22 protein-coding genes are annotated in these 26,613 nt (G+C 64.6%); 11 read left to right on the top strand and 11 right to left on the bottom strand.

What is annotated here, in order from left to right; genetic code table 11:
* Position 1: 1 nt before the first annotated feature.
* Positions 2–847, bottom strand: a complete 846-nt coding sequence (locus A7X65_RS15250) for an ABC transporter permease (protein ID WP_063686098.1) — start codon at positions 845–847, stop codon at positions 2–4.
* Positions 848–1,058: 211 nt separating this feature from the next.
* Positions 1,059–2,030: an aliphatic sulfonate ABC transporter substrate-binding protein gene (locus tag A7X65_RS15245; RefSeq protein ID WP_063686096.1), complete on the bottom strand. Its 972-nt coding sequence runs from the start codon at positions 2,028–2,030 to the stop codon at positions 1,059–1,061.
* A gap of 188 nt (positions 2,031–2,218) precedes the next feature.
* Between A7X65_RS15245 and A7X65_RS15240 the strand changes: the two genes are divergently transcribed.
* Entirely contained in the window at positions 2,219–5,008 is a 2,790-nt protein-coding gene (locus A7X65_RS15240; RefSeq protein WP_063686094.1) for a [protein-PII] uridylyltransferase, read from the top strand.
* Positions 5,009–5,028: 20 nt separating this feature from the next.
* Here the strand turns inward: A7X65_RS15240 and A7X65_RS15235 are convergent, their stop codons facing one another.
* The gene (locus A7X65_RS15235) at positions 5,029–5,916 is read right to left on the bottom strand and encodes a LysR family transcriptional regulator (RefSeq protein ID WP_245323556.1); all 888 of its coding nucleotides are present in this window, start codon (positions 5,914–5,916) and stop codon (positions 5,029–5,031) included.
* Positions 5,917–6,030: 114 nt separating this feature from the next.
* Between A7X65_RS15235 and A7X65_RS15230 the strand changes: the two genes are divergently transcribed.
* Positions 6,031–6,399, top strand: a complete 369-nt coding sequence (locus tag A7X65_RS15230; RefSeq protein ID WP_063686090.1) for a nuclear transport factor 2 family protein — start codon at positions 6,031–6,033, stop codon at positions 6,397–6,399.
* Between the two features lie 38 nt (positions 6,400–6,437).
* Here the strand turns inward: A7X65_RS15230 and A7X65_RS15225 are convergent, their stop codons facing one another.
* A complete protein-coding gene (locus A7X65_RS15225; protein WP_063686088.1) occupies positions 6,438–6,971 on the bottom strand; it encodes a methylated-DNA--[protein]-cysteine S-methyltransferase in 534 nt (177 codons plus the stop codon).
* Positions 6,972–7,073: 102 nt separating this feature from the next.
* Between A7X65_RS15225 and A7X65_RS15220 the strand changes: the two genes are divergently transcribed.
* The 3 genes from A7X65_RS15220 (at position 7,074) to A7X65_RS15210 (ending at position 10,193) form a co-directional block, all read left to right on the top strand.
* Complete coding sequence (locus A7X65_RS15220; RefSeq protein ID WP_208608616.1) at positions 7,074–7,430, top strand: DUF1304 domain-containing protein; 357 nt, start codon at positions 7,074–7,076, stop codon at positions 7,428–7,430.
* Positions 7,431–7,564: 134 nt separating this feature from the next.
* Positions 7,565–8,791: an ABC transporter substrate-binding protein gene (locus A7X65_RS15215; RefSeq protein ID WP_063686086.1), complete on the top strand. Its 1,227-nt coding sequence runs from the start codon at positions 7,565–7,567 to the stop codon at positions 8,789–8,791.
* 175 nt (positions 8,792–8,966) lie between these two features.
* Positions 8,967–10,193 (top strand): ABC transporter substrate-binding protein, encoded by a 1,227-nt coding sequence (locus A7X65_RS15210; protein WP_063686085.1) that lies wholly within the window; start codon positions 8,967–8,969, stop codon positions 10,191–10,193.
* A 176-nt stretch (positions 10,194–10,369) separates the two neighbouring features.
* Here the strand turns inward: A7X65_RS15210 and A7X65_RS15205 are convergent, their stop codons facing one another.
* Positions 10,370–10,795: a DUF1330 domain-containing protein gene (locus A7X65_RS15205; protein ID WP_063686084.1), complete on the bottom strand. Its 426-nt coding sequence runs from the start codon at positions 10,793–10,795 to the stop codon at positions 10,370–10,372.
* Positions 10,796–10,961: 166 nt separating this feature from the next.
* Between A7X65_RS15205 and A7X65_RS15200 the strand changes: the two genes are divergently transcribed.
* Both A7X65_RS15200 and A7X65_RS15195 read left to right on the top strand, forming a co-directional pair.
* Complete coding sequence (locus A7X65_RS15200; RefSeq protein WP_063686083.1) at positions 10,962–13,184, top strand: transglycosylase domain-containing protein; 2,223 nt, start codon at positions 10,962–10,964, stop codon at positions 13,182–13,184.
* 495 nt (positions 13,185–13,679) lie between these two features.
* The gene (locus A7X65_RS15195) at positions 13,680–14,345 is read left to right on the top strand and encodes a hypothetical protein (RefSeq protein ID WP_063686082.1); all 666 of its coding nucleotides are present in this window, start codon (positions 13,680–13,682) and stop codon (positions 14,343–14,345) included.
* A gap of 195 nt (positions 14,346–14,540) precedes the next feature.
* Here the strand turns inward: A7X65_RS15195 and A7X65_RS15190 are convergent, their stop codons facing one another.
* From A7X65_RS15190 to A7X65_RS15175, 4 genes are all read right to left on the bottom strand, one after another.
* Complete coding sequence (locus A7X65_RS15190) at positions 14,541–15,380, bottom strand: M48 family metallopeptidase (protein WP_063686081.1); 840 nt, start codon at positions 15,378–15,380, stop codon at positions 14,541–14,543.
* Between the two features lie 217 nt (positions 15,381–15,597).
* A complete protein-coding gene (locus A7X65_RS15185; RefSeq protein WP_063686078.1) occupies positions 15,598–16,926 on the bottom strand; it encodes a polyhydroxyalkanoate depolymerase in 1,329 nt (442 codons plus the stop codon).
* Between the two features lie 121 nt (positions 16,927–17,047).
* Positions 17,048–17,866, bottom strand: a complete 819-nt coding sequence (locus A7X65_RS15180) for an ABC transporter permease (RefSeq protein ID WP_063686076.1) — start codon at positions 17,864–17,866, stop codon at positions 17,048–17,050.
* 136 nt (positions 17,867–18,002) lie between these two features.
* Complete coding sequence (locus A7X65_RS15175) at positions 18,003–18,806, bottom strand: ABC transporter ATP-binding protein (protein WP_063686074.1); 804 nt, start codon at positions 18,804–18,806, stop codon at positions 18,003–18,005.
* Between the two features lie 106 nt (positions 18,807–18,912).
* On the opposite strand from A7X65_RS15175, the gene A7X65_RS15170 reads away from it, so the two are divergent.
* The gene (locus A7X65_RS15170) at positions 18,913–20,232 is read left to right on the top strand and encodes an ActS/PrrB/RegB family redox-sensitive histidine kinase (protein WP_063686072.1); all 1,320 of its coding nucleotides are present in this window, start codon (positions 18,913–18,915) and stop codon (positions 20,230–20,232) included.
* Between the two features lie 103 nt (positions 20,233–20,335).
* Positions 20,336–20,890: an ActR/PrrA/RegA family redox response regulator transcription factor gene (locus tag A7X65_RS15165; RefSeq protein ID WP_008141807.1), complete on the top strand. Its 555-nt coding sequence runs from the start codon at positions 20,336–20,338 to the stop codon at positions 20,888–20,890.
* Between the two features lie 97 nt (positions 20,891–20,987).
* On the opposite strand, the gene A7X65_RS15160 is transcribed toward A7X65_RS15165, so the two are convergent.
* Complete coding sequence (locus A7X65_RS15160) at positions 20,988–21,479, bottom strand: MmcB family DNA repair protein (protein ID WP_063686070.1); 492 nt, start codon at positions 21,477–21,479, stop codon at positions 20,988–20,990.
* A gap of 251 nt (positions 21,480–21,730) precedes the next feature.
* On the opposite strand from A7X65_RS15160, the gene A7X65_RS15155 reads away from it, so the two are divergent.
* Entirely contained in the window at positions 21,731–23,428 is a 1,698-nt protein-coding gene (locus A7X65_RS15155; RefSeq protein WP_063686068.1) for an alpha-amylase family protein, read from the top strand.
* A 169-nt stretch (positions 23,429–23,597) separates the two neighbouring features.
* On the opposite strand, the gene A7X65_RS15150 is transcribed toward A7X65_RS15155, so the two are convergent.
* Positions 23,598–25,196 carry an alpha-amylase family glycosyl hydrolase gene (locus A7X65_RS15150; protein ID WP_063686066.1) on the bottom strand — a complete coding sequence of 533 codons (1,599 nt, stop codon included), beginning with the start codon at positions 25,194–25,196 and terminating at the stop codon, positions 23,598–23,600.
* Between the two features lie 268 nt (positions 25,197–25,464).
* Between A7X65_RS15150 and A7X65_RS15145 the strand changes: the two genes are divergently transcribed.
* Positions 25,465–26,583: a vWA domain-containing protein gene (locus A7X65_RS15145; RefSeq protein WP_063686064.1), complete on the top strand. Its 1,119-nt coding sequence runs from the start codon at positions 25,465–25,467 to the stop codon at positions 26,581–26,583.
* Positions 26,584–26,613: the final 30 nt, after the last annotated feature.

The following is a 26,613-nucleotide window of genomic DNA, read 5'->3' as shown; positions in this document are numbered from 1 at the left end:
GTTACGCTCCCCTCGCGCGGTCAAAAGCGTCCTGCCAGCGCAGGAACGGCGCGGCCCCGACCTCGATCAGCCAGTCGGTGAGCTTGCCGAGGATGGCGAAGATCACGATGGCGGCGAGGATCTGCGCGGGCTTGCCGAGTTGCTGGCCGTCGAGCAGGAGATAGCCGAGCCCCTCCGAGGCGCCGATCAGCTCGGCCGCAACGACGAACATCCAGCCGAGACCGAGGCCGACGCGCAAGGACACGACATAGGCCGGCAGCACCGCGGGCAGCAGGATGCGGCGGATCATCGCGAAGCCGGAGAGGCGGAAGGTCCGCCCGACCTCGACGATCTTGCGATCGACGGAGAGGATCGCGCCCATCACGCCGAGATAGACTGGGAAGAACACACCGGCCGCGATCAGCGCGATCTTCGAGGTCTCGAAGATGCCAAGCCAGAGGATGAACAACGGCACCCAGGCGAGCGACGGGATCGCACGCAAGGCCTGCACGGTCGGATCGAGCAGCCGCCGTGCCAGCGACCAATAGCCGGAGATGGCGCCAAGCAGCGTGCCCGCGACCACGCCGAAGGCGAAGCCGAGTCCGACACGCCACAGCGTCGCCGCGACGTGGCGGACCAACTCGCCGGAGCGGGCGAGCTCGGCGATGGTGGCGAACAAGCGCGAGGGCGGCGGCACCAGGCGCCCGTTGGACCAGCCGAGCCAGACCACCAGCTCCCAGCCAAGCGCGAGCGTCAACGGCAGCAGCGCGCCCAGCATCGGCCGCGCATAGCGCGACAGCCGCGACGGAGCGGCGGCGCTTTCGGCTGGTTCCGAGGTTTGTTGCAGGACTGGCGCGTCGGAGATCATGGCCGGTAGGAAGCGCGTCTGGGGCGGGAATGCAACACTACTCTTGGCACGGCCACTGCTGTCGTCCCGGCGAAGGCCGGGACCCATACTCCCAGGGGTTAGTTTGGCGCGCAGATGGCCACTCCGAGTCCCCGTAACCACGTCTCCCTGTGGTTATGGGTCCCGGCCTTCGCCGGGACGACAATGGAGTATGCCGCGCGCTTGCCGCCCATCAATTCGTCGGCAGCGGGACCTGGTCGTCGATCAGCGCATCCAGCGTTGCCTTCACGTCGACCTTGGCATCGACGACGCCGGCCTGCTGGAGCGCGAGGCCGGCGGCGAGGATCGACTCGCGCTGCGGTGCGCCGATGCGGCTGTGGGTGAGCTCGGTGCGCTCCTTGAGCTGCTTGTCGACCACCGCCTCTGGCAGCTTGGTCACCGCGATGAAGGTCTTCTTCAGCTCGTCGTAATTCGCAAGCGAATATTTGCGCGCTTCCTCATACACCGCGAGCACGCGGCGGGCCGCGTCCGGATAGTCCTTCAGGAACTGCTCGCGCACATTGAGGATGCCCCAGGTGTTGGCATCGGCCTTGCGATAGAACAGTTTTGCGCCTTCCTCGACCTCGGCCTGCGCCATCATGGGATCGAGGCCGGCCCAAGCATCGACGTCGCCGCGGATCAGCGCGGTCTTGCCGTCGGCGTGCTGCAGCAGCACCGGCGTGATGTCCTTCTCGGTGAGGCCGGCGCCAAGCAGCGCGCGCACCAGGAAGATGTGCGGATCTGTGCCGCGCGTCACCGCGACGCGCTTGCCCTTGAGGTCGGCAACGCCAGCGATCTTGGAATCCTTGCCCGTGACCAGCGCGGTCCATTCCGGGCGCGAATAGACATAGATCGACTTGATCGGGTTGCCGTTGATCTTCGCCACCAGCGCGGCCGAGCCGGCGGTCGAACCGAAATCGATCGAGCCGGCATTGAGGAATTCAAGCGCCTTGTTGGAGCCGGCCGACTGCACCCAGGTGATGGTGATGCCGTCCTTGGCGAACTCTTTCTCCAGCAGCCCCTTCTGCTTCAGGACCATCGACACCGGGTTGTAGGTCGCCCAGTCGATGCGGATTTCCTTGAGCGGATCGGCGGCCTGTGCCGCGGGTATCATGGCAAGCGCCATCGCGCCCGCCAGCAGAATGCGCCGTGTAATCCTGGTCATGCCCAGCCTCCTCCAAAACTTCATTGTTTTTCAATGAGTTATATCTAGAGGTCAACGAGAAAATCCGCCCCTTGAAAGACCGCCGGCCGAGAACAGATTTGCCCGAAGCCGGCCTTTTCCAGCACGGAACGACTATTGCCTGTGAATGACGGGTGACAGCGCCTGTCACCTCTTATATCCGGTGAGACATGGACAGCGTCGCGACTGAACACAAGGCTGAGGTGGACGACCGCTTCGACACCGCGCGGATCACCGCCGCGGTCGATGCACTTGCCGAAAAGCACCAGGGGCGCGAGGACGCGTTCCGCACCGCCATGGCGCAATTGCTCAAGGCCGAGCTGATCGCGGCACGCGCGGCGGCGCAGGCGATCCTGCTCAAGGACCGTCACGGCCGTCGCTGCGCCGAGCGGCTGTGCCACGTGCAGGACGAGATCATCCGCATCCTCTATTCCGCCGCGACCCGCCATCTCTACCGTTCGCCGATCCCGAGCGGCGCCGAGCGCATGGCGGTGGTGGCGACCGGCGGCTATGGCCGCGGCCTCATGGCCCCGGAGTCCGACATCGATCTCTTGTTCATCCTGCCCTACAAGCAGACCGCCTGGGGCGAGCAGGTCGCCGAAGCCATCCTCTATTGCCTCTGGGACATGGGGCTGAAGGTCGGCCACGCCACGCGCTCGGTCGACGAGTCGATCCGGCAGGCGCGCGGCGACATGACCATCCGCACCGCGATCCTGGAGACGCGCTTCCTCACCGGCGACCAGCCGCTCTATGACGAGCTGGTCGAGCGCTTTGACAAGGAAGTGGTGCAGGGCACCGCGTCCGAATTCGTCACCGCAAAGCTCGCCGAGCGCGAGGAGCGGCATCGCCGCGGCGGCCAGTCGCGTTATCTGGTCGAGCCCAACGTCAAGGACGGCAAGGGCGCGCTGCGCGACCTGCACACGCTGTTCTGGATCGCGAAATACGTCTACCGCGTCCGCGACACCGACGAACTGGTCGAGCGCGGCGTGTTCGACGCGCAGGAATATCGCAGCTTCCGCCGCTGCGCCGACTTCCTCTGGTCGGTGCGCTGCAACCTGCATTTCTACTCGGGCCGCGCCGAGGAGCGCCTCTCCTTCGATCTCCAGCGCGAGATCGCCGTGCGGCTCGGCTACACCTCGCATCCCGGCATGCAGGACGTCGAGCGCTTCATGAAGCACTACTTCCTGGTCGCCAAGGAAGTCGGCAACCTCACCGCTATTCTCTGCGCCAAGCTCGAGGACCAGCAGGCCAAGCCCGCGCCGGTGCTGAGCCGGATGATGGCGCGGCTGCGCCCGACCCAGGTGAAGCGGCGCGTGCCCGACAGCGACGATTTCATCGTCGACAACAACCGCATCAACGTCGCCGCGCCCGACGTCTTCAAGCACGATCCGGTCAATCTGATCCGCATCTTCCGCCTGGCGCAGAAGAACAACCTCGCCTTCCATCCGGATGCGATGCGCGACGTGACGCGCTCGCTCAGCCTGATCAACGCGCAGATGCGCGAGAATCCGGAAGCGAACCGGCTGTTCATGGAGATCCTGACCTCCGACAACGCCGAGATCGTGCTGCGGCGGATGAACGAGACCGGCGTGCTCGGTCATTTCATCCGCGCCTTCGGCAAGATCGTCTCGATGATGCAGTTCAACATGTATCATCACTACACCGTCGACGAGCACCTGATCCGCTGCGTCGGCTTCCTTCAGGATATCGAGCGCGGCGGCATCGAGGAGTTCGCGCTCGCCAGCGACCTGATGCGCAAAACGCGTCCCGAGCACCGCGCGGTGATCTACATCACGACGCTGCTGCACGACATCGCCAAGGGCCGGCCCGAAGACCACTCGATCGCCGGCGCCAAGGTGGCGCGGCGGCTGTGCCCGCGTCTCGGCTTCAGCGCGGCCGACACCGAGCTGGTGGCCTGGCTGATCGAGGAGCATCTGACGATGTCCACGGTCGCCCAATCGCGCGACCTGTCGGACCGCAAGACCATCGAGAACTTTGCCGCCGTGGTGCAGTCGGTCGAGCAGATGAAGCTGCTGACGATCCTCACCACCGCCGATATCCGCGGCGTCGGCCCGGGCGTGTGGAACGGCTGGAAGGCGCAGCTCCTGCGCTCGCTCTACTACGAGACCGAGCCGGTGCTCACCGGCGGCTTCTCGGAGGTCGACCGGGGAAAACGCCTCACGGCCGCCTATGCCGAATTCCGCAACGCCTTCGCCGAGTGGCCGGCGGACGAGCTCGACGCCTATATCGGCCGGCACTATCCGGCCTACTGGCTCAAGGTCGAGCTGCCGCGCAAGATCCGGCACGCGCGTTTCGTTCGCTCCAGCGAGCAGGCCGGCCACAAGCTCGCGATCAATGTCGGCTTCGACGAGGTGCGCGGCGTCACCGAGCTGACGATCTTCGCCGCCGACCATCCCTGGCTGCTCTCGATCATCGCGGGTGCCTGCGCCTCGGCCGGCGCCAACATCGTCGACGCGCAGATCTACACCACGACCGACGGCCGCGCGCTCGACACCATCTCGATCTCGCGCGAATACGACCGCGACGAGGACGAGGGCCGCCGCGCCACGCGCATCGGCGAGATGATCGAGGACGTGCTGGAAGGCAAGCTGCGCCTGCCCGAGGTGGTGGCGCGGCGCACCGTGCGCAGCAAGGCGCGGCCGTTCGTGATCGAGCCGGAGGTGACCATCAACAACCAATGGTCCGACCGCTACACCGTGATCGAGGTCTCCGGCCTCGACCGCCCCGGCCTGCTCTACGAGCTGACCACCGCGATCTCGAAGCTCAATCTCAACATTGCGTCAGCCCATGTCGCGACCTTCGGCGAACGCGCCCGCGACGTGTTCTACGTCACCGATCTCCTCGGCGCCCAAATCAACGCGCCGACGCGGCAGTCCGCGATCAAGAGCGCGCTGACCCACGTGATGGCCGGCGACAAGGCGGTTCAGCCGGCGGCCTGACTTTCTTTCGCCGTCCGGCCTCATCGCGCCGACTTTCGTTCGGAGTATCGCAGCGCGTTCACCAGTGCAGAGAGCGCGGCTGGTTGGTGCTGACGACTGGGATAGTACATGTAGAAGCCGGGGATCGGCGGCGTCCAATCCTCCAGCACCCTGACAAGGCGGCCCTTCGCAATATGTCCGGCGACCTGCTCTTCGTAGGCGAGGCCAATACCAATTCCAGCGAGCGCCGCCTCAATCACCAGGTGCGTATCGTCAATGATCAGCGGACCTTCCACATTGATCGTGACCGACTTTCGTCCCTGCTCGAACTCCCACCGATATGGACCACCCGCAAGACGCAGGGTGATACATCGATGATCGCCGAGGTCCTTTGGCTTCTCGGGGATGCGTCGTGAAGCGAAATAGCGTGGCGATCCCACCACCGCCAATCGCAGTTCGGGTGTGACGCGAACCGCGATCATGTCCTTTTGAATGTACTCGCCGAGCTGAATGCCCGCATCGAACTCGCCTGCGACAAGATCCACAGGGCCAGTGACGGTGACAACGTCCAGAACGATGTCAGGGTAGGCCTCGGCAAAAGCTTTGAGCCGCGGCAGCAGCACCATCACGGCAGCCGATCGTGACATGACGATTCGAAGGCGGCCTTGGGGCTGGTGTCGAACGCTTCGGGCCTTGTCGAGGGCATGACGAATCTGCTCGAGCGCCGGAGACAAGTCTGCCAGGAGAGCCGCCCCGGCAGCGGTCGGCGCGACGCTCTTCGTTGTTCGCGCGAGCAGTTGCAATTCGAGGCGCTGCTCAAGCCTCCGGATCGTGTGGCTTAGCGCAGACTGAGAGACGCCCAGCTTTATCGCGGCGCGGGTAAAGCTACGTTCGCTGGCCACGACCGCAAACGTCGCGAGATCGTTCATGTCGTTTGTCATCGTTCATGAATATCGCTCATGAGCCTGTGCCGTTCAAGGCGTCTAGTCTCATAAGCTGGCTTGCCGTAGGCATTTGCGCGAGCAACAGCTTTGAGGATGACAATGAATACGGACGCTTCAGCCTTGCGCTCCCTTGCGCAAACCTATTTCGATGCGGCCTATGAAATGGATGCCGATAAGTTTGCATCCATATTTCACCCCTCGAGTTCCGTGACCAAGGTTGCGGAGGACGGCGCCGTGAACGTGACGCCGATTGCGACCTGGCTGGCAGCGGTCCGCAACATCAAGGCACCGAAGCAACAGGGCTTCGAGCGGGATGATCAGATCGTGTCGATCGACGTTGAAAGAGAGCTCGCGCTCCTGAAGGTGACGCTGCAAATTCCGCCACGCTCCGTCACGGACCTGTTGTCATGCCTGAAGGTGAACGGGTCCTGGACAATCGTGCAGAAAGTGATGACGTCGAAAGTCTGACGCGTTCGGAATCAATCCCTCGCACCTTCGCGAACGGGCTATCGGACCTCGACGCCCTCGTGCCGCAGCAGCCAGCGCTTGCGCTCCAGCCCGCCGCCGTACTTCACCAGCGAGCCGTCCGCGCCGATCAGGCGATGGCACGGCAGCACCACGCTGATCGGGTTGGAGCCGTTGGCGTGGCCGACGGCGCGAATGGCCTTGGGCATGTCGATGCTTGCCGCCATCGCGCCATAGCTCATCGTCGTGCCGGCCGGGATGTGCGCCAGCGCGGTCCAGACCTTCTGCTGGAACGGCGTGCCGGCGACACGCCATGCGACGCGCGAGAGCTGGCCGAGATCGCCGTCGAAATAGCGCGACAGCGCCGTCCGCATTTGCGTCGGCGCAGGCCGATCGCCTAGCTCCACCGCGCCATAGTGCAGGCGCAGCAACTCGCGCATGCGATGCTCGTAATCGTCCCAGTCGAGGGCGCGCAGATTGCCGTCGGCATCGGTGACGAGTAGCGCAGTCCCGATCGGCGTCGTCAGGCGATCGAGGCCGAAGCGTTCAGGCATCCTGGTTGAGCGAGCGGGCATTGCGGCGACCCCGGTAGTCGAAACACACCCGTCGCGTTTGCCACGCCGGATGTGCTACCGTCCACCCGAAAGCTGACGCTTTTGGGGGAGCTCAACTTGAACTTGATCGCCAATGTCCTGGTGGCGCTGGTCGCCGCGCTGCATATCCTGTTCCTGGTCCTGGAGATGGTTCTCTGGGAAAAGCCGATAGGCCTGAAGATATTCCGCAATTCGCCCGAGAAGGCCGCGATCACGAAAGTGATGGCCGCCAACCAGGGGCTCTATAACGGCTTCCTGGTTGCCGGCCTGGTCTGGGGCCTGTTCCACGGCAACCCGGCCTTCGCGTTCCAGATCAAGGTGTTCTTCCTGCTCTGCGTGATCGTGGCCGGCGCCTATGGCGCGGCGACCGTCAGCGTGCGGATCCTGATCGTGCAGGCGCTGCCGGCGGCGCTCGCGCTGGTCGCATTGCTTCTCGCCTGAGACGCTTCGGCGCAGCGCCGCGCGCCTTGCGCGGCCGCTGCCCTTCCTCCACAATCTTCGGCAGCGATGGCGACCGTTTCAATCAACGGGAAAAGACCGTCGACCGGAAATTCCGTCAGGAGGAACAACCCAACATGACCCATCGCAGAGCCTTCTTAGCTGCCACGGCGGCGCTCGCCCTTACGCTCTCCGCCAGCCAAGCTCTCGCCCAGAAGAAATACGACACCGGCGCGAGCGACACCGAGATCAAGATCGGCCAGACCGTGCCGTTCTCCGGGGCCTACTCGGTCTACGCAAATATCGGCAAGACCCAGGCCGCCTACTTCAAGATGATCAACGATCAGGGCGGCATCAACGGCCGCAAGATCAACCTGATCCAATATGACGACGCCTATTCGCCGCCGAAGACGGTGGAGCAAGTGCGCAAGCTCGTCGAAGGCGACGAGGTGCTGTTCACGTTCCAGATCATCGGCACGGCCGCCAACGCCGCCGTGCAGAAATATCTCAACGGCAAGAAGATCCCGCAGCTCCTCGCGTCCACAGGCGCTGCGCGCTTCAGCGATCCGCAGAACTATCCCTGGACCATCGCCTACAATCCGAACTACGTGTCCGAGGGACGCATCTACGCAAAGTACATTCTCAAGGAGCATCCGAACGCCAAGATCGGCGTGCTCTACCAGAACGACGACATGGGCCGCGACTATCTCGCGGGCCTCAAGAGCGGCCTCGGCGACAAGGCCGCCAGCATGATCGTCGGCGAGGTCTCCTACGAGGTCACCGATCCGACGGTGGACTCGCAGGTGGTCAAGCTGAAGTCACTGGGCGCCGATCTTTTCTACGATGCCTCGACACCGAAGTTCGCGGCGCAAGCCATCAAGAAGGTGGCCGAGCTCGGCTGGAACCCCGTGCATATCCTCGACATCAATGCGAGCCCGATCTCGGCGACCCTCAAGCCGGCCGGCCTCGACATCTCCAAGGGCATCATCTCGACCCAGTACGGCAAGGAGCCTGGCGATCCCCAGTGGAAGGACGATCCCGGCGTGAAAGCCTTCTTCGCCTTCATGGACAAATATTTCCCCGAAGGCGACAAGCTCAACACGGTCAACACCTACGCCTATTCGGTCGCCGAACTGCTGACGCAGGTGCTGAAGCAATGCGGCGACGACCTGTCGCGTGAGAACGTGATGAAGCAGGTCGCCAACATCAAGGGCTACAGCCCGAGCCTGGCGCTGCCCGGCATCAAGATCAACACCGGACCGAACGACTACCGCGTCAACAAGCAGATGCAGTTGATGAAGTTCAACGGCGAGCGCTGGGAGCTGTTCGGACCGATCATCGAGGACACCGGCCCGTCGGGCTAGTTAAGACTTCGTAGGGTGGGTTAGACGCGTCTGCGCCAGGCGCCGGCGTCACCCACCCTACGAACGCCCACCTTGCGTCGCAGCAACGCCTCCTCCACACTCGCCCTCAGCGATGGCATCGGACGCACAATGCGCCCGCAAGACCATCTGCAATAACAGACTGAGGGAATTGCGAATGAGGAATGGAATGCTGCATCTGGCCACGGCAACGGCGCTGACCCTGGCGCTGTCGATCTCTGCGGCCAATGCTCAGAAAAAATACGATCCTGGCGCCACCGACACCGAGATCAAGGTCGGACAGACCATGCCGTTCTCGGGACCGGCGTCGGCCTATTCGTCGATCGGCAAGACGCAGGCCGCCTATTTCAAGATGATCAACGATCAGGGCGGCATCAACGGCCGCAAGATCAATTTGATCCAGTATGACGACGCCTATTCGCCGCCCAAGGCGGTGGAGCAGATCCGCAAGCTGGTCGAGAGCGACGAGGTGCTGCTGACCTTCCAGATCATCGGCACGCCGGTGAATGCGGCGGTCCAGAAATATCTCAACGCCAAGAAGGTGCCGCAGCTGTTCGCGGCGACGGGCGCCTCCAGGTTCACCGATCCGAAGAACTTCCCGTGGACCATGGGCTTCAATCCCAATTACTTCGTCGAAGGCCGCATCTACGGCCAGTACATCCTGAAGGAGCATCCGAACGCCAAGATCGGCGTGCTGTATCAGAACGACGACCTCGGCAAGGACTATCTGAACGGCCTCAAGGCCGGCCTCGGCGACAAGGCCGCCAAGATGATCGTGACCGAGGCGTCCTACGAAGTCTCCGATCCGACTGTCGATTCGCAGGTCCTCAAGATCAAGGACGCCGGCGCCGATCTGTTCTACAGCGCGACGACGCCGAAGCAGGCCGCGCAGGCGATCAAGAAGATCGCCGAGATGGGCTGGCATCCGGTGCAGATCGTCGACATCAACGCGACCTCCGTCGGCGCGGTGCTAAAGCCAGCGGGCTTTGACGCCGCCAAGGGCCTGATCAGCGTCAATTACGGCAAGGAGCCGCTCGATCCGACCTGGAAGGACGACGCCGGCATGAAGCGGTATTTCGACTTCATGGCGAAGTATTATCCCGATGGCGACAAGGACTCGAACTTCAACACCTACGGCTACAGCACCGCGCAGCTTCTGGTGCATGTGCTGAAGCAGTGCGGTGACGACCTGACGCGCGAGAACGTCATGAAGCAGGCGGCCTCGGTGAAGGACTTCGCCACCGACACCGCGCTGCCCGGCATCAAGGTCAACACCTCGCCAACCGATTACCGCGTCAACAAGCAGCTTCAGATGATGAAGTTCAACGGCGAGCGCTGGGAGCTGTTCGGCCCGATCCTGGAGGATTCGGGTCCGGCGGGTTAGTTTCGGAGACAGGCCACTCAACGACGTCATGCCCGGGCTTGTCCCGGGCATCCACGTTCTTGGTGCCGCAAAGTAAGACGTGGATGGCCGGGTCATAGGCGAGCGGAAGCGACGCCGTCCTTCGGACGACTATGCCCGGCCATGACGACGGAGGGAGGGCAGCGCGCGAACGCCCCCTACGCCGGTATCTCCCCAAAGTTCTTCCCCACCGGCAGCACGGCGTGCCGGATCAGCCGCGAGTCCTCCACCGCGGCCTGCCGATGCTTCACGGCTTCGCGGTAGACCGGGTCGCGGATCATCTCGACGAAGGCCGCGACGCTCGGATACTCCGCGATGAAGCAATGGTCCCAGCGCTCGTCCTGCGGGCCGATCAGCATCAGCTCGAATTTGCCCTGCCAGACGATTCGGCCGCCGAGGCGTTCGAACACCGGGCCGCTCTCGCGGCCATAGGCGGCATAGGCCTCCGCGCCGCTGGCCTTGCGGCCGTCGGGATAGGCGGCTTCCTTGCGCAGGCGCACCAGGTTGAGCATATGGATCGGGCCCGGGCGGTCGTTCTCCCGGAACTGCGCAAAAATCTCCTTGGTCGGATCGATATGGCCCATGTGCGCTCCCTCGTTTTATGCCCGCGATCCTAGTCCTGCGGCTGGCGAAGCGGAACTGCGGCGGGCGAATGCCGCATCTCCTAATCGCGCGTTAACGCCGGGGTAACCCGGCCTTAAACAGCGACCGGTAGCGTGCGGCGGGGCGGGCTGACCGGGCGTTTTGCGTATGGCGTGGGGAAAGAAAAAGGCTGGGCGGAAGGAGCCGTTGTTCGGCTTGCCTGCTGCGCTCGCCGATCTGCGCCTGACGGCCGCGGACCGCGTTCCCGGCGGCGGCGACGACAAGCCGAAGAAGCCAGCGAAATCATCCGCCAAGCGCAAGAGCGAGGAGGCCGGCGACGAGCCGCCGCCGCGCGAGCGCAAGGCGCAAGCCAGCCGCAGCGGTGCCAAGCGGCGCGCGAAATCCGGGGGCGGGTTCGGCCTCGGCCGCCTCATCTATTGGGGCGCGGTGCTGAGCCTGTGGGGCGTCATCGCCGTGATCGGCGTCGTGATCTATGTCGGCGCCCATCTGCCGCCGATCCAGTCGCTGGAAATTCCAAAACGTCCGCCGACGATCCAGATCGTCGGCATCGACGGCAGCATGCTCGCGCAGCGCGGCGAGATGGCCGGCGCCAATATCGCGCTGAAGGATCTGCCGCCTTATCTGCCGAAGGCCTTCATCGCCATCGAGGACCGCCGCTTCTATTCGCATTTCGGCATCGACCCCGTCGGCATCCTGCGCGCGCTCGTCACCAACGTCATGCATCGCGGCGTGTCGCAGGGCGGCTCGACCTTGACGCAGCAGCTCGCGAAAAACCTGTTCCTGACCCAGGAGCGGACCATGCAGCGCAAGCTGCAGGAGGCGGAGCTGGCGATCTGGCTGGAGCGCAAGCACTCCAAGGACGAGATCCTGGAGCTCTATCTCAACCGCGTCTATTTCGGCTCCGGCGCCTACGGCGTCGAAGCCGCCGCGCAGAAATATTTCGGCAAGTCGGCGAGGAACGTCACAGTCGCCGAAGCCGCGATGCTGGCCGGCCTCGTCAAATCGCCCTCGCGCCTTGCGCCGAACCGCAACCCCGAAGGCGCCGAAGCGCGCGCGCAGATCGTGCTCGCGGCGATGGCGGATGCGAAGTTCATCACGGACGCGCAGGCGCAGGCCTCGATCGGCCATCCCTCCTACAACGTGAAGCCGGCCGGCGCCGGTACGGTCAATTACGTCGCCGACTGGATCGGCGAGGTGCTGGACGATCTGGTCGGCCAGATCGACGAGAGCATCAAGGTCGAGACCACGATCGATCCGAAGCTGCAGGGCGTGGCGGAAGCCGCCATCATCGACGAGCTCGCGGCCAAGAGCGTGAAATTCAACGTCAGCCAGGGCGCACTGGTGGCGATGACGCCTGACGGCGCGGTGCGCGCCATGGTCGGCGGGCGGAACTATTCCGAGAGCCAGTACAACCGCGCGGTCACGGCGAGGCGCCAGCCGGGCTCCTCGTTCAAGCCGTTCGTGTACCTGACCGCGCTCGAGCAGGGCCTGACGCCCGACACCATGCGCCAGGACGCGCCGATCGAGGTCAAGGGCTGGAAGCCCGAGAACTACACGCATGAATATTTCGGCGCGGTGACGCTGACCCAGGCGCTGGCGATGTCGCTCAACACGGTCGCGATCCGCCTCGGACTCGAGGTCGGACCGAAGAACGTGGTGCGCACCGCGCACCGGCTCGGCATCTCCTCCAAACTCGAGCCCAACGCCTCGATCGCGCTCGGCACGTCCGAAGTCTCGGTGGTCGAGCTGGTCGGCGCCTATGCGCCCTTCGCCAATGGCGGCTTCGCGGTGGCGCCGCATGTCGTGACGCGGATCAGGACGCTCAGCGGCAAGCTGCTCTACATGCGCCAGCCCGAAGAGCGCAGCCAGGTCATCGACCCCCGCTATGTCGGCATGATGAACACGATGATGCGGGAGACGCTGATCTCGGGCACCGCCAAGAAGGCGGAGATCCCCGGCTGGCCGGCGGCCGGCAAGACCGGCACCAGCCAGGATTACCGCGACGCCTGGTTCATCGGCTACACCGCCAACCTCGTCACCGGCGTCTGGCTCGGCAATGACGACAACTCGCCGACCAAGAAGGCCACCGGCGGCGGCCTGCCGGTCGAAGTGTGGTCGCGCTTCATGAAGACGGCGCATGAGGGCGTGCCGGTGGCGAACCTGCCGAGCTCGCCCGGCGGCTGGGGCCTGTCGAATCTCGCGCAGGCGGCCTCGCAAGTGTCGCCGCCGACGCCGGCTGCGCCCGGACCGGCACCGGTCGGCAATGGCGGCTATCGGCCGCCGCCGCCCACGCGCGCCAATGTGCGGCCGGAGCCTGCGGCGGGTCTCGACGGCTGGCTGATGGACCGGCTGTTCGGCGGGAATCGCTAGCTGCGGCGCGAGGTCCGAGAGGCCTCATGAATCAAACTGCGAAAACAACCCCATGCACAGTAGGACGTGATCGCCGGCGAGGCGCGCGGCGGATGACGCGAAGCGTCTGATGCTGCGGGGCTAATCTGACGAACGGCGCAATCGTCGCGAAGTGTGGCGAAAATCGAGCGAGGCGTTGGACGCAGCGCCACCCGCCATTGTCATTCCCCGCGAAGGCGGGGAATCCAGTACGCCGCAGCTTCTCGGCTAAGCAACAACTGTCTCTGGAATACCGGATCGCCCGCCTGCGCGGGCGATGACAGCGCTTGCTGGGTGACAGCCTGCATCCCTCGCACCACCGCTTCGGCAAATCCTGCCTAGCGCGGCAAGAATCTCCGCGGCCGGAACATCACCGAACGCCAAAACACCAGTCTCTTCAAGCTTCCGACACCGGCCCGGGGTTTGCTCTCCTAGGTTGTGTCCCGAAAGTTCGGGTTTAGTGGGAAGGAGCGTTCCATGATTTCAGGCTTGTCCAGCGCGGCGTTGCCCTATCTGCGTCCTGCATCGACATCCGGCTCCAATGCGACATCGACGCCGGGTCTCACGCCGGTGGAGTCCACTGCAACTGATGTGGCGACCGACAGCCCCGGAATAAGCGTCTCCCAACTCAAGCCGCTGCAAGGTGCCAAGCCGATATCGGTGGCGGACAATCCGGTCCTGCGCGACCTCATGGCAACGAACTGGCTGACCACCCACGGCGCGAGCGCCGGTCAACCTTCCGTCTCGGACGATGCGCCCGAGAACACCTATGCCCAGGTGAAGGTCGGCGGCAATGTGGTCGCCACGCTCTACAATGGCGGGTCATCGACGATGACCAACGAGGCCGCCGCGGCGATCGGCAAACTCGAGGATCCTCCCGGCCTGAGCGGGCCGGATCTGGCGCAGTGGCGGGCCGATCAATACGCCGCACGGCTTGGCGGCACCGTCGAAAAGGCATCCACCGCGATCACGCAATCGCAATGGACGCCGCGCGAGAGCAGGTCCACGAGCTACAGCCGCGAGCAGCTCGACGCGGCGTTCCAGGCGATGCTGGCGGACGGGCAGAGGGTCATGGCGCAGCAGCAAGCGCGCTATCTATCGTCACGCGCGCAGGCGGGGACGAGTGCGGATGTGAGTGTGTGAGCGGAGGGATAATTCGGCTCTCGCCTCACCCTCGGTGTCGTCCCGGCGAAGGCCGGGACCCATACCGCGTGAGCTGTCGATTGCGGAAGGTCGGCGTACCGAACAACTGGCCTTCGCCAAACTTCTCCCTGTGGTTATGGGTCCGGGCCTTCGCCGGGACGACGAGAGAGTAGAGCGAGCCTGGGGCAGCCCGGCCTAATCCTCGACGCCGTAGCGGTGCAGGTCGTTGCCGTAGGTGTCGAGCCACTTCTTGGCGCGTTCCATCGAGGGACACACCTTGCCGCAGACGCGCCAGAAGCGCGCCGAGTGGTTCATCTCGACGAGATGGGCGACCTCGTGGGCGGCGAGGTAGTCGAGCACGAAGGGCGGCGCGAGGATCAGGCGCCAGGAGAACGACAGCGAGCCGGCCGAGGTGCAGGAGCCCCAGCGACTGGACTGGTCGCGGATCGAGAGGCGCTTGACCCTGACGCCGAGTTCGCCCGCGTAGGCTTCCGCCGAACGCTGCAGATCCTTGCGCGCCTCACGCTTGAGGAAGTCGCTGACGCGGCGATCGACATGCTCGACGCCGCCGGCGACGCAGAGAATGCGCTCACCGCTGTCGCGCGTCTCGGTCCACACCGTGCCGCGGGTGCCTGCGCGATGAACGATGCGATGCGGCGTGCCGCGAAGCGGTATCACTGTGCCAGGCTGAAACGGCGCGGCCTTCGGCAAGCGGCCGAGACGCGCTGCGATCCACGCACCGTGACGCGACGCGAAGTCCTTGGCTTCGGCGAGCGTGCCGCGCGGGGGGATCGTGAGAATGGCTTCGCGATCGCTCGGATGGATTCTGAGCGTGTAACGCCGCGCGCGGCGGTGTCTTCGCAGGCGAATCGCAAAGAATTGCGATCCATGGGTGATGACGAGGGTCTTCGGTTCGTGGGGCCGCCGATAAAGGAGCGCGCGTGTGGCCATGTCTGTCAGTCCGGGGAGCAGGAGTTCGCCCGGATTCTGCCATAACCGCCGCCAGGGAAAGCGCTCGGCGCAAAAACAAATCATTTGCCCAATATACAGGGGTCAGGCGTCCGGGAGACCCTACAGACTGGGGTTGGAACCGGCTTTTTTCGCCCCCGCTGGACGCATGTGGCACCCCCAAGGGTTGAGGGATGACTCACTCCTATAACGCTACCTAAATACCGCGAATCTGGAGGGAACTTGCCCCTGCCGGAGCCTCCGGCAGGGGTCGGATTTTCGACGGGAAAGCCGAAATCGGCGATTATTCAGCCGCGAGAGCCTGCAACGAGCTCGGATTCGCAGCCGAAACCATGAAGTCGTGAATCCGCGGCACGATCTCCGACTTGAAACGCGATCCGTTGAACACGCCGTAATGTCCAACGCCCTTCTGGACGTAATGAACGCGGCGATGATCTGGAATCGCGCTGCACAGACCGTGCGTTGCTTCGGTCTGACCGAGACCGGAGATGTCGTCGTTCTCGCCTTCGACCGTCATCAACGCAACGCGCGTGACCTTGGAAGGATCCACGCGGGTTCCACGATGGGTCATCTCGCCCTTCGGCAGCGAGTGCTTCACGAAAACGGTGTCGACGGTCTGCAGGTAATACTCGGCGGAGAGATCCATCACCGCGAGATATTCGTCGTAGAAGTCGCGGTGCTTGTCCACGAGGTCGCCGTCGCCCTTCACCAGATTGGCGAAGAGCTGCTTGTGGGCGTCCATGTGCCGGTCGAGGTTCATGCTGATGAACCCGTTGAGCTGCAGGAAGCCGGGATAGACGTCGCGCATCATGCCCGGATGCGGGAACGGCACCTTGGTGATGACGTGGTTGCGGAACCAGTCGATGCCGCGCTCCTGGGCCAAATTGTTCACGCCGGTCGGATTGCGGCGGGTATCGATCGGGCCACCCATCAGCGTCATCGAGGTCGGCACGAAGGGATCGCGCCGCGCTTCCATGATGGAAACGGCGGCGACGACGGGCACGGAGGGCTGGCACACCGCCATCACATGGGTGTTGCCGCCGAGAACGTGCAGCATCTCGATGACGTAGTCGATGTAATCGTCGAGATCGAAGCGGCCTTCGCTGAGCGGCACCATGCGCGCGTCGGCCCAATCGGTGATGTAGACCTCATGCGCGGGGAGGAAAGCCTCGACCGTGCCACGCAGCAGCGTCGCATAGTGGCCGGACATCGGCGCCACGATCAGCACGCGCGGCTGCGGGCTGCGCAGCGGACGGGCGAACTTGCGATCGAAGTAAAGCAGCCGGCAGAACGGCTTTTCCCACACCGAGCGGACCTCGACGGGGACGCGTATGCCGTTGACCTCGGTATCATCGAGGCCCCATTCCGGCTTGCCGTAGCGGCGCGTGGTGCGCTCGAACAGTTCGCAGGCCGCGGCGACCGATTTGCCGACCTCGGTGCGCGCCCAGGGATTGAGGGGATTCTGAAACAGCAGCTTGGTCGCATCGGTGACGGCACGTGCCGGATTGAGAGAGGCCTGGGCCAGCTCGTACATCCAGTACATCGGCGTCGTCAGGACCGGACTGCCTTCTGCAGCCAGGGGCGGCGCGCCGCCAAACTCACCAATAGGCATCGCTATATTCCTCTTCGCATCGCAGCATACTGCCGAATGCGTAATATTGCGTCAATGCAAGGTTCCGTACATCTACGTGGCGGAGACGGTTAAATCGGCCTGAATCCACGAGAAAGTGACGTTATTCGCCGCCCGACAGCAGCGAGCCGTGCTTCCTGGCGCTGCGCAAAAGGGCAAGGAATGCCCAAAATGAAGCAACCAGAAGCACGGCGTTGATGGCCAACGCCTGCAGCATCAGATCGATCCGGAAGGTGTTCTCGATCAGCAGCGCGCGCATGCCCTCGAACACGTAGGTCGGCGGCAGCGTCCAGGCGGCATATTGCAGCCAGACCGGCAGCACGCTGACGGGATAGTAGATGCAGGCCAGCGGCATGACCGCGAACATCAGCGTCCAGACGATGCTCTCGGCGCCGAGACCGTTCCGCAGCACCAGTCCCGACACGAAGATGCCGACCGACCAGCTCGTGAAGATCAGATTGCAGAAGAAGGCGATCAGCGGCAGGCCGAGCGCATAGACGTTGAAGTGAAACAGCAGCAGCGCGATCAGCGTCATCGGGATGACGCCGATGGCGAGCCGGATCAGGCTCATGACCATCAGCGACAGCAGAAACTCGATGGGCTTCAACGGGCTCATCATGAGGTTGCCGAGGTTGCGCGCCCACATCTCCTCCAGGAAGGAGATGGAGAAGCCGAGCTGGCCGCGGAACAGGATGTCCCAGAGGATGACAGCGCCGATCAGCGTGCCGCCGGCGCGCGCGAAGAAGCTGGCGTTTTCCGCGATGTAATACTGGATGAACCCCCAGGTGATGACCTGCAGCGCCGGCCAGTACAGCAGCTCGAGCAGCCGCGGCCAGGACGACAGCAGCAGGTACCAGTAGCGCAGGATCATCGCACCGATGCGGTGCGGGGCGATGCCGCGGTGCAGGGAGATGTCGGTCATTGGGGCACCGCGTAGCCCGGATGGGACCTGTAGCCCGGATGGAGCGAAGCGTAATCCGGGGCCACTGCATCCGGATGGATGGGTCCCGGATTACGCTTCGCTCCATCCGGGCTACGGCAGCAACTGAGAGGCCCCCTCATTTCGCCGCCTCCGTCGTCCCGTTCGCCCGGCCGCGGGCAACGTCCAAAAACACCTCTTCCAGCGTGGTACGGTTGTAGCGGGCCATGATCGCGTCCGGCGTGTCGTCGTCCTCGATACGGCCGCGCTTCATGATGATGACGCGGTCGCAGAGCCGCTCGACCTCGAGCATGTTGTGCGAGGCAAGCAGAATGGTGGCGTTGTGGTCGCGGCGGTAGCGCTCCAGATGGCCGCGCACCCAGTCGGCGGTGTCGGGGTCGAGCGAGGCGGTCGGCTCGTCCAGCAGCAGCAATTCCGGCTGGTTGATCAGCGCTTTCGCCAGCGCGACGCGGGTCTTCTGTCCCGCGGATAGCTTTCCGTTGGCGCGATCGATGAAATCGGTGAGGTCGAGATCGTCGGCGAGCTCGGCGATGCGGCTTGCGAGGTTCTTCACCGCGTAGAGCTTGCCGAAGATGGTGAGATTTTGCCGCACCGTCAGCCGCATCGGCATGTCGACATAGGGGCTCTCGAAATTCATCCGCCCCAGCACGGCCGCGCTCTCCTCGGGCATGCGATGCCCGAGCACCTGCACGCGGCCGGAAGTCGGCAGCACCAGGCCCATGATCATCGCGATGGTCGTGGTCTTGCCGGCACCGTTGCCGCCGAGCAGCCCGGTAATGCTGCCGCGCGGCAGCGAAAAAGAGATATCGTCGACGGCGCGGGTCTGCTTGTAGACCTTGACGAGATGATCGACCGCGATCGCCGCGGAGGAAGTGTGCTCCGCGACAGTCGGCCGACTTGAAGCCTGCTCATTCTCGGTCATGCTGGGCGTTCTTCTGCTATTGCAGCTGATAGCGCAAGGCTTGTAATCGGGGTGGTTCCGCGAGCCCAGCGTTTGTGATCCAGAAGGCACCGCCACATTGGCCGATATGACTGAAATTGCCGCTTCCGACTTCCGCCCTGCGCAGCGGCATATCCGCCTCGACACCATCCTGCGGCTGCGCTGGCTCGCGGTGCTGGGCCAGCTCGCCGCGATCTTCATCGTGGCGCAGGGGCTGGAGTTCAACGTCGAGATCGTCCCCTGCGTCAGCATCATCGCGCTGTCGGCCGCGCTCAATCTGGGCCTGCAGACCGCGGCCAATCCGATGCACCGGCTCGAGCCGATGCAGGCGGCCGGCCTGCTGGCGCTGAACATCGTGGAGCTGGCCGCCCTGCTGTTCTTCACCGGCGGCCTGCAGAACCCGTTCTCGTTCCTGTTCCTCGCGCCCGTGCTGATCTCGGCCACGGCGCTGCCGGCCCGCTTCACCTTCGGCCTCGGCGTGCTGGCCGTCGCCTGCGCCTCGATCCTGTTCTTCTTCCACCTGCCGCTGCCCTGGGATTCCGACGATCCCCTGGTGCTGCCGCCGATCTATCTCGTCGGCGTCTGGCTCTCGATCGTGCTCGCGATCGGCGTCACCAGCCTCTACTCGTTCCAGGTGACCGAGGAGGCGCGCAAGCTTGCGGACGCGCTGGCCGCGACCGAGCTGGTGCTGACGCGCGAGCAGCATCTGACCCAGCTCGACGGCCTCGCCGCCGCGGCCGCGCACGAGCTCGGCACGCCGCTCGCGACGATCTTCCTGATCTCGCGCGAGCTCGAGAAGACGGTGAAGGATCCGAGCTTTGCCGCGGACCTGAAGACGCTGCGCGAGCAGACCCAGCGCTGCCGCGACATCCTCAGCAAGATCACCCAGCTCTCCACCGACGCACCGTTCGACCGCATGAAGCTGTCGGAGCTGATCGAGGAAGTGGTGGCCCCGCACCGCGATTTCGGCGTCGATATCAAGGTGCGGATTGCGGTCGCCGCCGCGGCCGAGCCGGTCGGCTCGCGCAACCCGGCGATCCTCTACGGCGTCGGCAACATCGTCGAGAACGCGGTCGACTTCGCCCACACCACCGTCGAGGTGAACGCCTGGTGGAACAAGGACACGATCGAGCTTTTGATCTCCGACGACGGCCCCGGCATTCCCCCTGACATCCTCAACCGGATCGGCGAGCCCTATCTGTCGCGGCGGCGCCCCCAGGACGACGGCGGCGGCGAGCGGCGCGGCCTCGGATTGGGCGTGTTCATCGCCCGCACCCTGCTCGAGCGCACCGGCGCCAAGGTCTCGTTTACCAACCGTATCTTCCCGGAACACGGCGCGGTGGTGCAGATCAGTTGGCCCAGGCAGCGTTTTGAGGCTATCGAGACCCTCGAAGAAACAATAGGATAGACCGCGACCTTGCGTCGCACGAAGGCCCCGATCGACTATAGGCGGCCTTGGCGGCGCCCGATTGCGGCGCCATATGTAGATGTGCAGGAGAGAGGACAACACCTTGAACGCCATCGCCGAACTGAACGAACAGACCGACCGCTCGCTTCTCATCGTGGAGGACGACAAGCCGTTTCTGGAGCGCTTGTCGCGCGCGATGGAGACACGCGGCTTCGCGGTGACATCGTGCGACACCGTCTCGGACGGCCTCGCGCAGATCGGCAAGGCAGCGCCCGCATTCGCGGTGGTGGACCTCAGGCTCGGTGACGGCAACGGCCTCGACGTGGTCTCGGCGCTGAAGAAGAAGCGCCCGGATGCGCGCGCGATCGTGCTGACCGGTTACGGCAACATCGCCACCGCGGTGACCGCGGTGAAGATGGGCGCGATCGACTATCTCTCGAAGCCCGCGGATGCCGACGACGTCGTCGCCGCGTTGCTGTCGACCAGCGCGGAGAAGTCCGAGCTGCCGACCAACCCGATGTCGGCCGACCGCGTCCGCTGGGAGCACATCCAGCGCATCTACGAGATGTGCAACCGCAACGTCTCGGAAACCGCGCGTCGCCTGAACATGCACCGCAGGACCCTGCAGCGCATCCTGGCCAAGCGCGCGCCGCGGTAACGGTGTCGTAGGGTGGGTAGAGCGCAGCGAAACCCACCTTCTTCGCAGCTTTCACCGGAAGTGATGGGTTTCGCTTCGCTCTACCCATCCTACGGCTTCACTCCCAGAATTCCGCGTGGCCTTGCGGATCGACCAGGCGGTTGATCCGAAGCGCGGCCGCCATCGCAAAGCGCACCGTCATCTGCTTGCGCGTCGGTGCGGGCAGCTTGTGCTCGGGCGCCTCGCACTGCAGGTGCGCGCCGTAGGCGTCGGCGATGATCAGGCCGGTGCCTTCCGGAAAGATCTCGCAGGGCAGATCCTGCGTGAAGGCAAAGAACAGCCGGTCGCAATGGGCGCGGTATTCGTGCCATTTCTGGTCGGCGCGCAGATCCTCGACCGACGACTTGATCTCGACGATCCAGATCTCGCCGCGCTCGTTCAGCGCCACCAGATCGGCACGCCGGCCCGACGGCAGTGGCAGTTCGCTGATGCAGGAAAAGCCGAGCGAGCGCAGCAGCCGCGAGGTTCCGCGCGCGATGGCGAGCGCCGTCTCCGACTGGCGCCGATCCGGCGGCGGCACGAGGGCGATGTTGCGGGCGGCGTTGTCCATGGCGGGTAGGATAGCCGATTCCATTCTCGGTGTCGTCCCGGCGAAGGCCGGGACCCATAACCACAGGGAGGAGTTTGGCGACAGCTCGTCGTTCGGTACTCCCACCATTCGTATCGACAAATCACGCGGTATGGGTCCCGGCCCCACGCGCGCAATTGCGCGCTAGGCCGGGACGACTGTCTGGGAACCTCCCCTCCCCCAATCGCTTATCACGCAGCCGCCGCACCTCGGCGGAACCACCGAGGCTGCGCATGATCGACGATCTCTGGTACAAGAACGGCGTGATCTACTGCCTCTCCGTCGGCTCCTATATGGACGCCAACGGCGATGGCGTCGGCGACTTCAAGGGCCTGCTGCGCCGGCTCGACTATCTGCACGGGCTCGGCATCACCACGATCTGGCTAATGCCGTTCCAGACCTCGCCCGGCCGCGACGACGGCTACGATATCGCCGATTATTACAGCGTCGATGCCCGCTACGGCACGCTCGGCGATTTCGTCGAGTTCACCCATGGCTGCCAGCAGCGCGGCATCCGCGTCATCATCGACCTCGTGGTCAACCACACCTCCGACCAGCACCAATGGTTCAAGCAGGCGCGGCGCGACAAGAACTCGCCCTATCGCGACTGGTATGTGTGGTCCGACAAGAAGCCCGCCGGCGCCAACAAGGGCATGGTGTTTCCCGGCGTGCAGAAATCGACCTGGACGCGGGACAAGGAAGCCGGCGCGTATTACTTCCACCGCTTCTACGATTTCCAGCCCGACCTCAACACCTCGAACCCGCATGTGCAGGCGGAAATTCTCAAGATCATGGGTTTCTGGATCCAGCTCGGCGTGTCCGGCTTCCGCATGGATGCCGTCCCCTTCGTGATCTCCACCAAGGGCGCCAAGGTGAAGAAGCCGGTCGAGCAATACGACATGCTGCGCGCGTTCCGCGAATTCCTGCAGTGGCGGCAGGGCGACGCCATCATCCTCGCCGAAGCCAACGTGCTGCCGGAAACCGACATGGAATATTTCGGCAGGGATGCCGACCGCATGCACATGATGTTCAACTTCCACGTCAACCAGCATCTGTTCTATGCGCTGGCGTCGGCGGATTCCCGTCCGCTCGCCAAGGCGCTGAAGGCGACGAAGCCGCGGCCGGCCACGGCGCAATGGGGCCTGTTCCTGCGCAATCACGACGAGCTCGATCTCGGGCGGCTGACGAAGGCGCAGCGCGACACCGTGTTCAAGAACTTCGGCCCCGACAAGGACATGCAGCTCTACGACCGCGGCATCCGCCGCCGCCTCGCGCCGATGCTGGGCGGCGACCGCAGGCGGCTGGAGCTTGCCTACAGCCTGATGTGCACGCTGCCGGGAACGCCCGTGATCCGCTACGGCGACGAGATCGCGATGGGCGACGATCTCTCGCTGCCCGAGCGCAATTGCGCGCGCACGCCGATGCAATGGTCGACCGAGCCGCATGGCGGCTTCACCAAGAGCGACAAGCCGGCCTGCCCCGTCATCGACAAGGGACCGTACGGCTATCCGCACGTCAATGTCGCCAAGCAGCGGCGCGATCCCAACTCGATGCTGAACTGGACCGAGCGCATCGTGCGCATGCGGAAAGAGGTGCCCGAGATCGGCTGGGGCGATTTCACCGTGATCCCGACGCGCGATCCCGCCGTGTTCATCATGCGCTACGACTGGCGCAATAATTCCGTGCTGTTCGTGCACAATCTCGACGAGAAGCCGCGCGAGACCGCGTTCTCGACGGGGCTGCCGGGCGAAGCCGGCGCGCACCTGATCAACCTGCTCGCGGAAGACCACAGCCACGCCGACAAGCGCGGCCAGCACCGCGTCGTGCTGGAGCCCTACGGCTACCGCTGGTACCGCGTCGGCGGGCTGGACTATCTGCTGAAGCGGGGCGACATCGACGAGAGCAAGGCGGGGAACAAGCACCCGGGGTAGCCGCGTCGCCCTGGCGAAAGCCAGGACCCATTACCCCAAGCGGTCGTTGACGCGCACAGCTGGCAACCACGAGTCCTCGTCAAACTTCTCGCGGTGGTAATGGGTCCTGGATCTGCGCTTCGCTTGTCCAGGACGACAACGGAGGATGACGCTGTCGCCTCCCCTTCCGCTACGGCAGCCCGACGATCACGCCCTCATTGCCGCGCAGATCCAGCACGCCCTCCAGCTTCTCGCCCTCGCGATCGAGGAACGTCGACAGCAAGACCTCGCTGCCGAACCTGATCGCGCTGGTGGTCACCGCGATCGGGTCGGGGCCGAGATTGAGCACTGCGATCACCGACTTGCCTGCGGCCTCGCGGCGATAGATCAGGAGGTCGCCTTGCGCCGAGATCGGATGATAGTCGCCCGCGACCAGCGGCGGGCAATCGCGCCGCAGCGCGATCAGGCGCTTGTAGAGGCTAAGGATCGAGCGCGGATCGGCTTCGAGATTGGCGACGTTCTCGCGGATGTGATCCTCGGGCAGCGGCAGCCATGGCCTCGCCTGCGAGAAGCCGGCGAAGTCGGAGGAATCCCATTGCATCGGCGTGCGGCAGCCGTCGCGACCGACGCCGATACCGGGCACGTTCTTCTCGAAGGGATCGCGCACGTCCTCGGGCGCGATCGCGAGCTGGTGCATGCCGATCTCGTCGCCGTAATAGAGCGTCGGCGTGCCGCGCAAGGTCAGCAGCAGCATGGCGGCGACACGCGCCTGCTCGGGCCCGACGCGGCTCGCCACGCGCGGACGATCGTGGTTGCCGAGCACCCAGTTCGGCCAGGCGCCTTTCGGCAGCGCCTTCTCGTAATCCTCGACGATCTTTTCGATCGAGCGCGCGCTCCAGAAGGTCGAGAGCAGCGCGAAGTTGAACGGCATCTGCGCGCCGGTGAGATCGTTACCGTAATAGGCCATCAGACGATGCAGCGGCAGATAGATCTCGCCGATCAGCACGCGGGCAGAATACGCATCCGTGACGCGCCGCATCTCGGCGATGACGCCATGCACCTCGTCCTGGTCAGTGGAATATTGCGTGAGGATCCTCTCGTTCGGCGGCCGGCCCTCGACGTAATGCGGGTTCGGCGGATTGTCGCGGAAGTCGGCGTCCTTGATCAGGTGCCAGATCACGTCGACGCGGAAACCGTCGACGCCCCTGTCGAGCCAGAACCGCATCGCATCGTAGATCGCGGCGCGGACGTCGGGATTGCGCCAGTTGAGGTCCGGCTGCTGGGCGAGGAAGGCGTGGTAATAATATTGGCCCGTGGTCTCGTCGAATTGCCACGCGCTGCCGCCGAACTCGGACAGCCAATTGTTCGGCACGCCGCCATCGGGCGCCGGATCGCGCCAGATGTACCAGTCGCGTTTGGGATTGTCGCGCGAGGCGCGGCTCTCGACGAACCAGGGATGCTGGTCGGAGGTATGGTTCGGCACGAGGTCGAGGATCAGCTTCAGGCCGCTATCATGCGCGGCCGCAATCAGCGCGTCGAAATCGTCCATCGTGCCGAACAGCGGCTCGATGCCGGTATAGTCGGAGATGTCGTAGCCGAAATCGGCCATCGGCGAGGCAAAGATCGGCGACAGCCAGATCGCGTCGACGCCGAGCGACCTAACGTAAGGCAGGCGCTGCAGGATGCCGGCGAGATCGCCGACACCGTCGCCGTCGCTATCCTGATAGGAGCGCGGATAGATCTGATAGAAGATGCCGTCGCGCCACCAATTGTCGTCGCTGTGAGCCAAGATCGTCCCCCGAATGTACTTCGCGCGGAAGGCAACGCGGGATCGCGCCAACGGTTCACACAAACGTTCCCGCCGGGGATCGAGACCAACAGGGCTTTGGGACGGCTCTGTGACGTGCGCGGCGGCGATCATGTCGTCCGGGTCCGCAAAGCGCGATTTCGCGCGGAAAGGCCGCAATTCCGGGCGAGTCCGGCCATTGTTCCGGCTTCAGCCGACCGCGATGCCAGTGGAACCTCGGTTCCGAGGGACGAAACCACTGGAGGGACCCATGAGGTCACGCATCACACTGTGCTCGCTCGTCTTCGCTCTCGCCGCCCTGCCGCTCTCGGCCGGGCTCTCCCCCGCCACCGCGAAGCCGACCGTCGAGGTCGCCTTCGTGCTCGACACCACGGGCTCGATGGCGCGCCTGATCGAAGGCGCCAAGCGCAAGATCTGGTCGATCGCCACCGCGATCGTCGATTCCAATCCGGACGCCGACATCCGCATGGGCCTCGTCGCCTATCGCGACATCGGCGATGACTACGTCACGTCGAAGATCGAGCTCACCCGCGACATCCAGGATCTCTACGCCAACCTGCTGGAGCTGAAGGCGCGCGGCGGCGGCGACTGGCCCGAAAGCGTCAACGAGGCGCTCGACGTCGCCGTCAACAAGCTGCAATGGACGCAAGGCGGCGACGTCAGGCACATCGTGTTCCTGGTCGGCGACGCGCCGCCGCACATGGACTACACGCAGGACACCAAATATCCGACGACGCTCAGCGTTGCCCGGCAGAAGGACATCATCGTCAACGCCGTGCTCGCCGGCGATGCCCGCGATACCGAGCGGGTGTGGCGCGACATCGCGCAGATCGGCCAGGGCCGCTTCATCCCGATTCCGCAGGACGGCGGGCAAGTCGTGATCATCGAGACCCCGTACGACCAGGACATCATCATCCTGCAGCAGCAGCTCAACGGCACCGTGATTCCGTACGGCCCGCGCGAGATGCAGAAGCGGACCGAGATGAAGGTGCAGCAGCAGGCGAGCGTAGCGGCGTCCGCACCGTCAACCGCCAGCGACATGGCGAGCTATATCAGCAAGCGATCCGCATCGACCTCGGAAGCCGTCACCGGCGGCGGCGATCTCGTCGCCGACGCCGCCAAGGGCAAGACCAGCGTCGCCACCGTGGCCGACGCCGACCTGCCCGAAAAGCTGCGCGCCATGAAGCCCGAGCAGCGCGAGGCCGAGGTCGCCAAACAGGTCGAGCAACGCAAGGCCCTGAGCGAGAAGCTCGCCGCGCTGGTCGCCAAGCGTGACAAATACATCGCCGATCAGGCCGTGAAGTCCCCCAAGACGTCCTCTTTCGACGGGGTCGTCCGGGAGACGCTGAAGGCGCAGATCACGCGGTAACAGGAACGCCCGGGAACGGTCCGCTTCGAA

It is taken from the genome of Bradyrhizobium stylosanthis (genome assembly GCF_001641335.1).
GTDB classification, from domain to species: Bacteria; Pseudomonadota; Alphaproteobacteria; order Rhizobiales; family Xanthobacteraceae; genus Bradyrhizobium; species Bradyrhizobium stylosanthis.
This window is presented reverse-complemented; position numbering and strand designations above follow the sequence as displayed.

Bases quoted from the DNA above. Each gene is read 5' to 3' on its own strand.
- A7X65_RS15155 (WP_063686068.1), top strand. From the start codon at position 21,731: ATGATCGACGATCTCTGGTACAAGAACGGCGTGATCTACTGCCTCTCC.
- A7X65_RS15190 (WP_063686081.1), bottom strand. From the start codon at position 15,380: ATGATTTGTTTTTGCGCCGAGCGCTTTCCCTGGCGGCGGTTATGGCAG.
- A7X65_RS15180 (WP_063686076.1), bottom strand. From the start codon at position 17,866: ATGACCGACATCTCCCTGCACCGCGGCATCGCCCCGCACCGCATCGGT.
- A7X65_RS15235 (WP_245323556.1), bottom strand. From the start codon at position 5,916: ATGAACGATCTCGCGACGTTTGCGGTCGTGGCCAGCGAACGTAGCTTT.
- A7X65_RS15185 (WP_063686078.1), bottom strand. From the start codon at position 16,926: ATGCCTATTGGTGAGTTTGGCGGCGCGCCGCCCCTGGCTGCAGAAGGC.
- A7X65_RS15145 (WP_063686064.1), top strand. From the start codon at position 25,465: ATGAGGTCACGCATCACACTGTGCTCGCTCGTCTTCGCTCTCGCCGCC.
- A7X65_RS15160 (WP_063686070.1), bottom strand. From the start codon at position 21,479: ATGGACAACGCCGCCCGCAACATCGCCCTCGTGCCGCCGCCGGATCGG.
- A7X65_RS15195 (WP_063686082.1), top strand. From the start codon at position 13,680: ATGATTTCAGGCTTGTCCAGCGCGGCGTTGCCCTATCTGCGTCCTGCA.
- A7X65_RS15240 (WP_063686094.1), top strand. From the start codon at position 2,219: ATGGACAGCGTCGCGACTGAACACAAGGCTGAGGTGGACGACCGCTTC.
- A7X65_RS15170 (WP_063686072.1), top strand. From the start codon at position 18,913: ATGACTGAAATTGCCGCTTCCGACTTCCGCCCTGCGCAGCGGCATATC.
- A7X65_RS15210 (WP_063686085.1), top strand. From the start codon at position 8,967: ATGAGGAATGGAATGCTGCATCTGGCCACGGCAACGGCGCTGACCCTG.
- A7X65_RS15205 (WP_063686084.1), bottom strand. From the start codon at position 10,795: ATGGGCCATATCGATCCGACCAAGGAGATTTTTGCGCAGTTCCGGGAG.
- A7X65_RS15225 (WP_063686088.1), bottom strand. From the start codon at position 6,971: ATGCCCGCTCGCTCAACCAGGATGCCTGAACGCTTCGGCCTCGATCGC.
- A7X65_RS15245 (WP_063686096.1), bottom strand. From the start codon at position 2,030: ATGACCAGGATTACACGGCGCATTCTGCTGGCGGGCGCGATGGCGCTT.
- A7X65_RS15230 (WP_063686090.1), top strand. From the start codon at position 6,031: ATGAATACGGACGCTTCAGCCTTGCGCTCCCTTGCGCAAACCTATTTC.
- A7X65_RS15215 (WP_063686086.1), top strand. From the start codon at position 7,565: ATGACCCATCGCAGAGCCTTCTTAGCTGCCACGGCGGCGCTCGCCCTT.
- A7X65_RS15175 (WP_063686074.1), bottom strand. From the start codon at position 18,806: ATGACCGAGAATGAGCAGGCTTCAAGTCGGCCGACTGTCGCGGAGCAC.
- A7X65_RS15250 (WP_063686098.1), bottom strand. From the start codon at position 847: ATGATCTCCGACGCGCCAGTCCTGCAACAAACCTCGGAACCAGCCGAA.
- A7X65_RS15200 (WP_063686083.1), top strand. From the start codon at position 10,962: ATGGCGTGGGGAAAGAAAAAGGCTGGGCGGAAGGAGCCGTTGTTCGGC.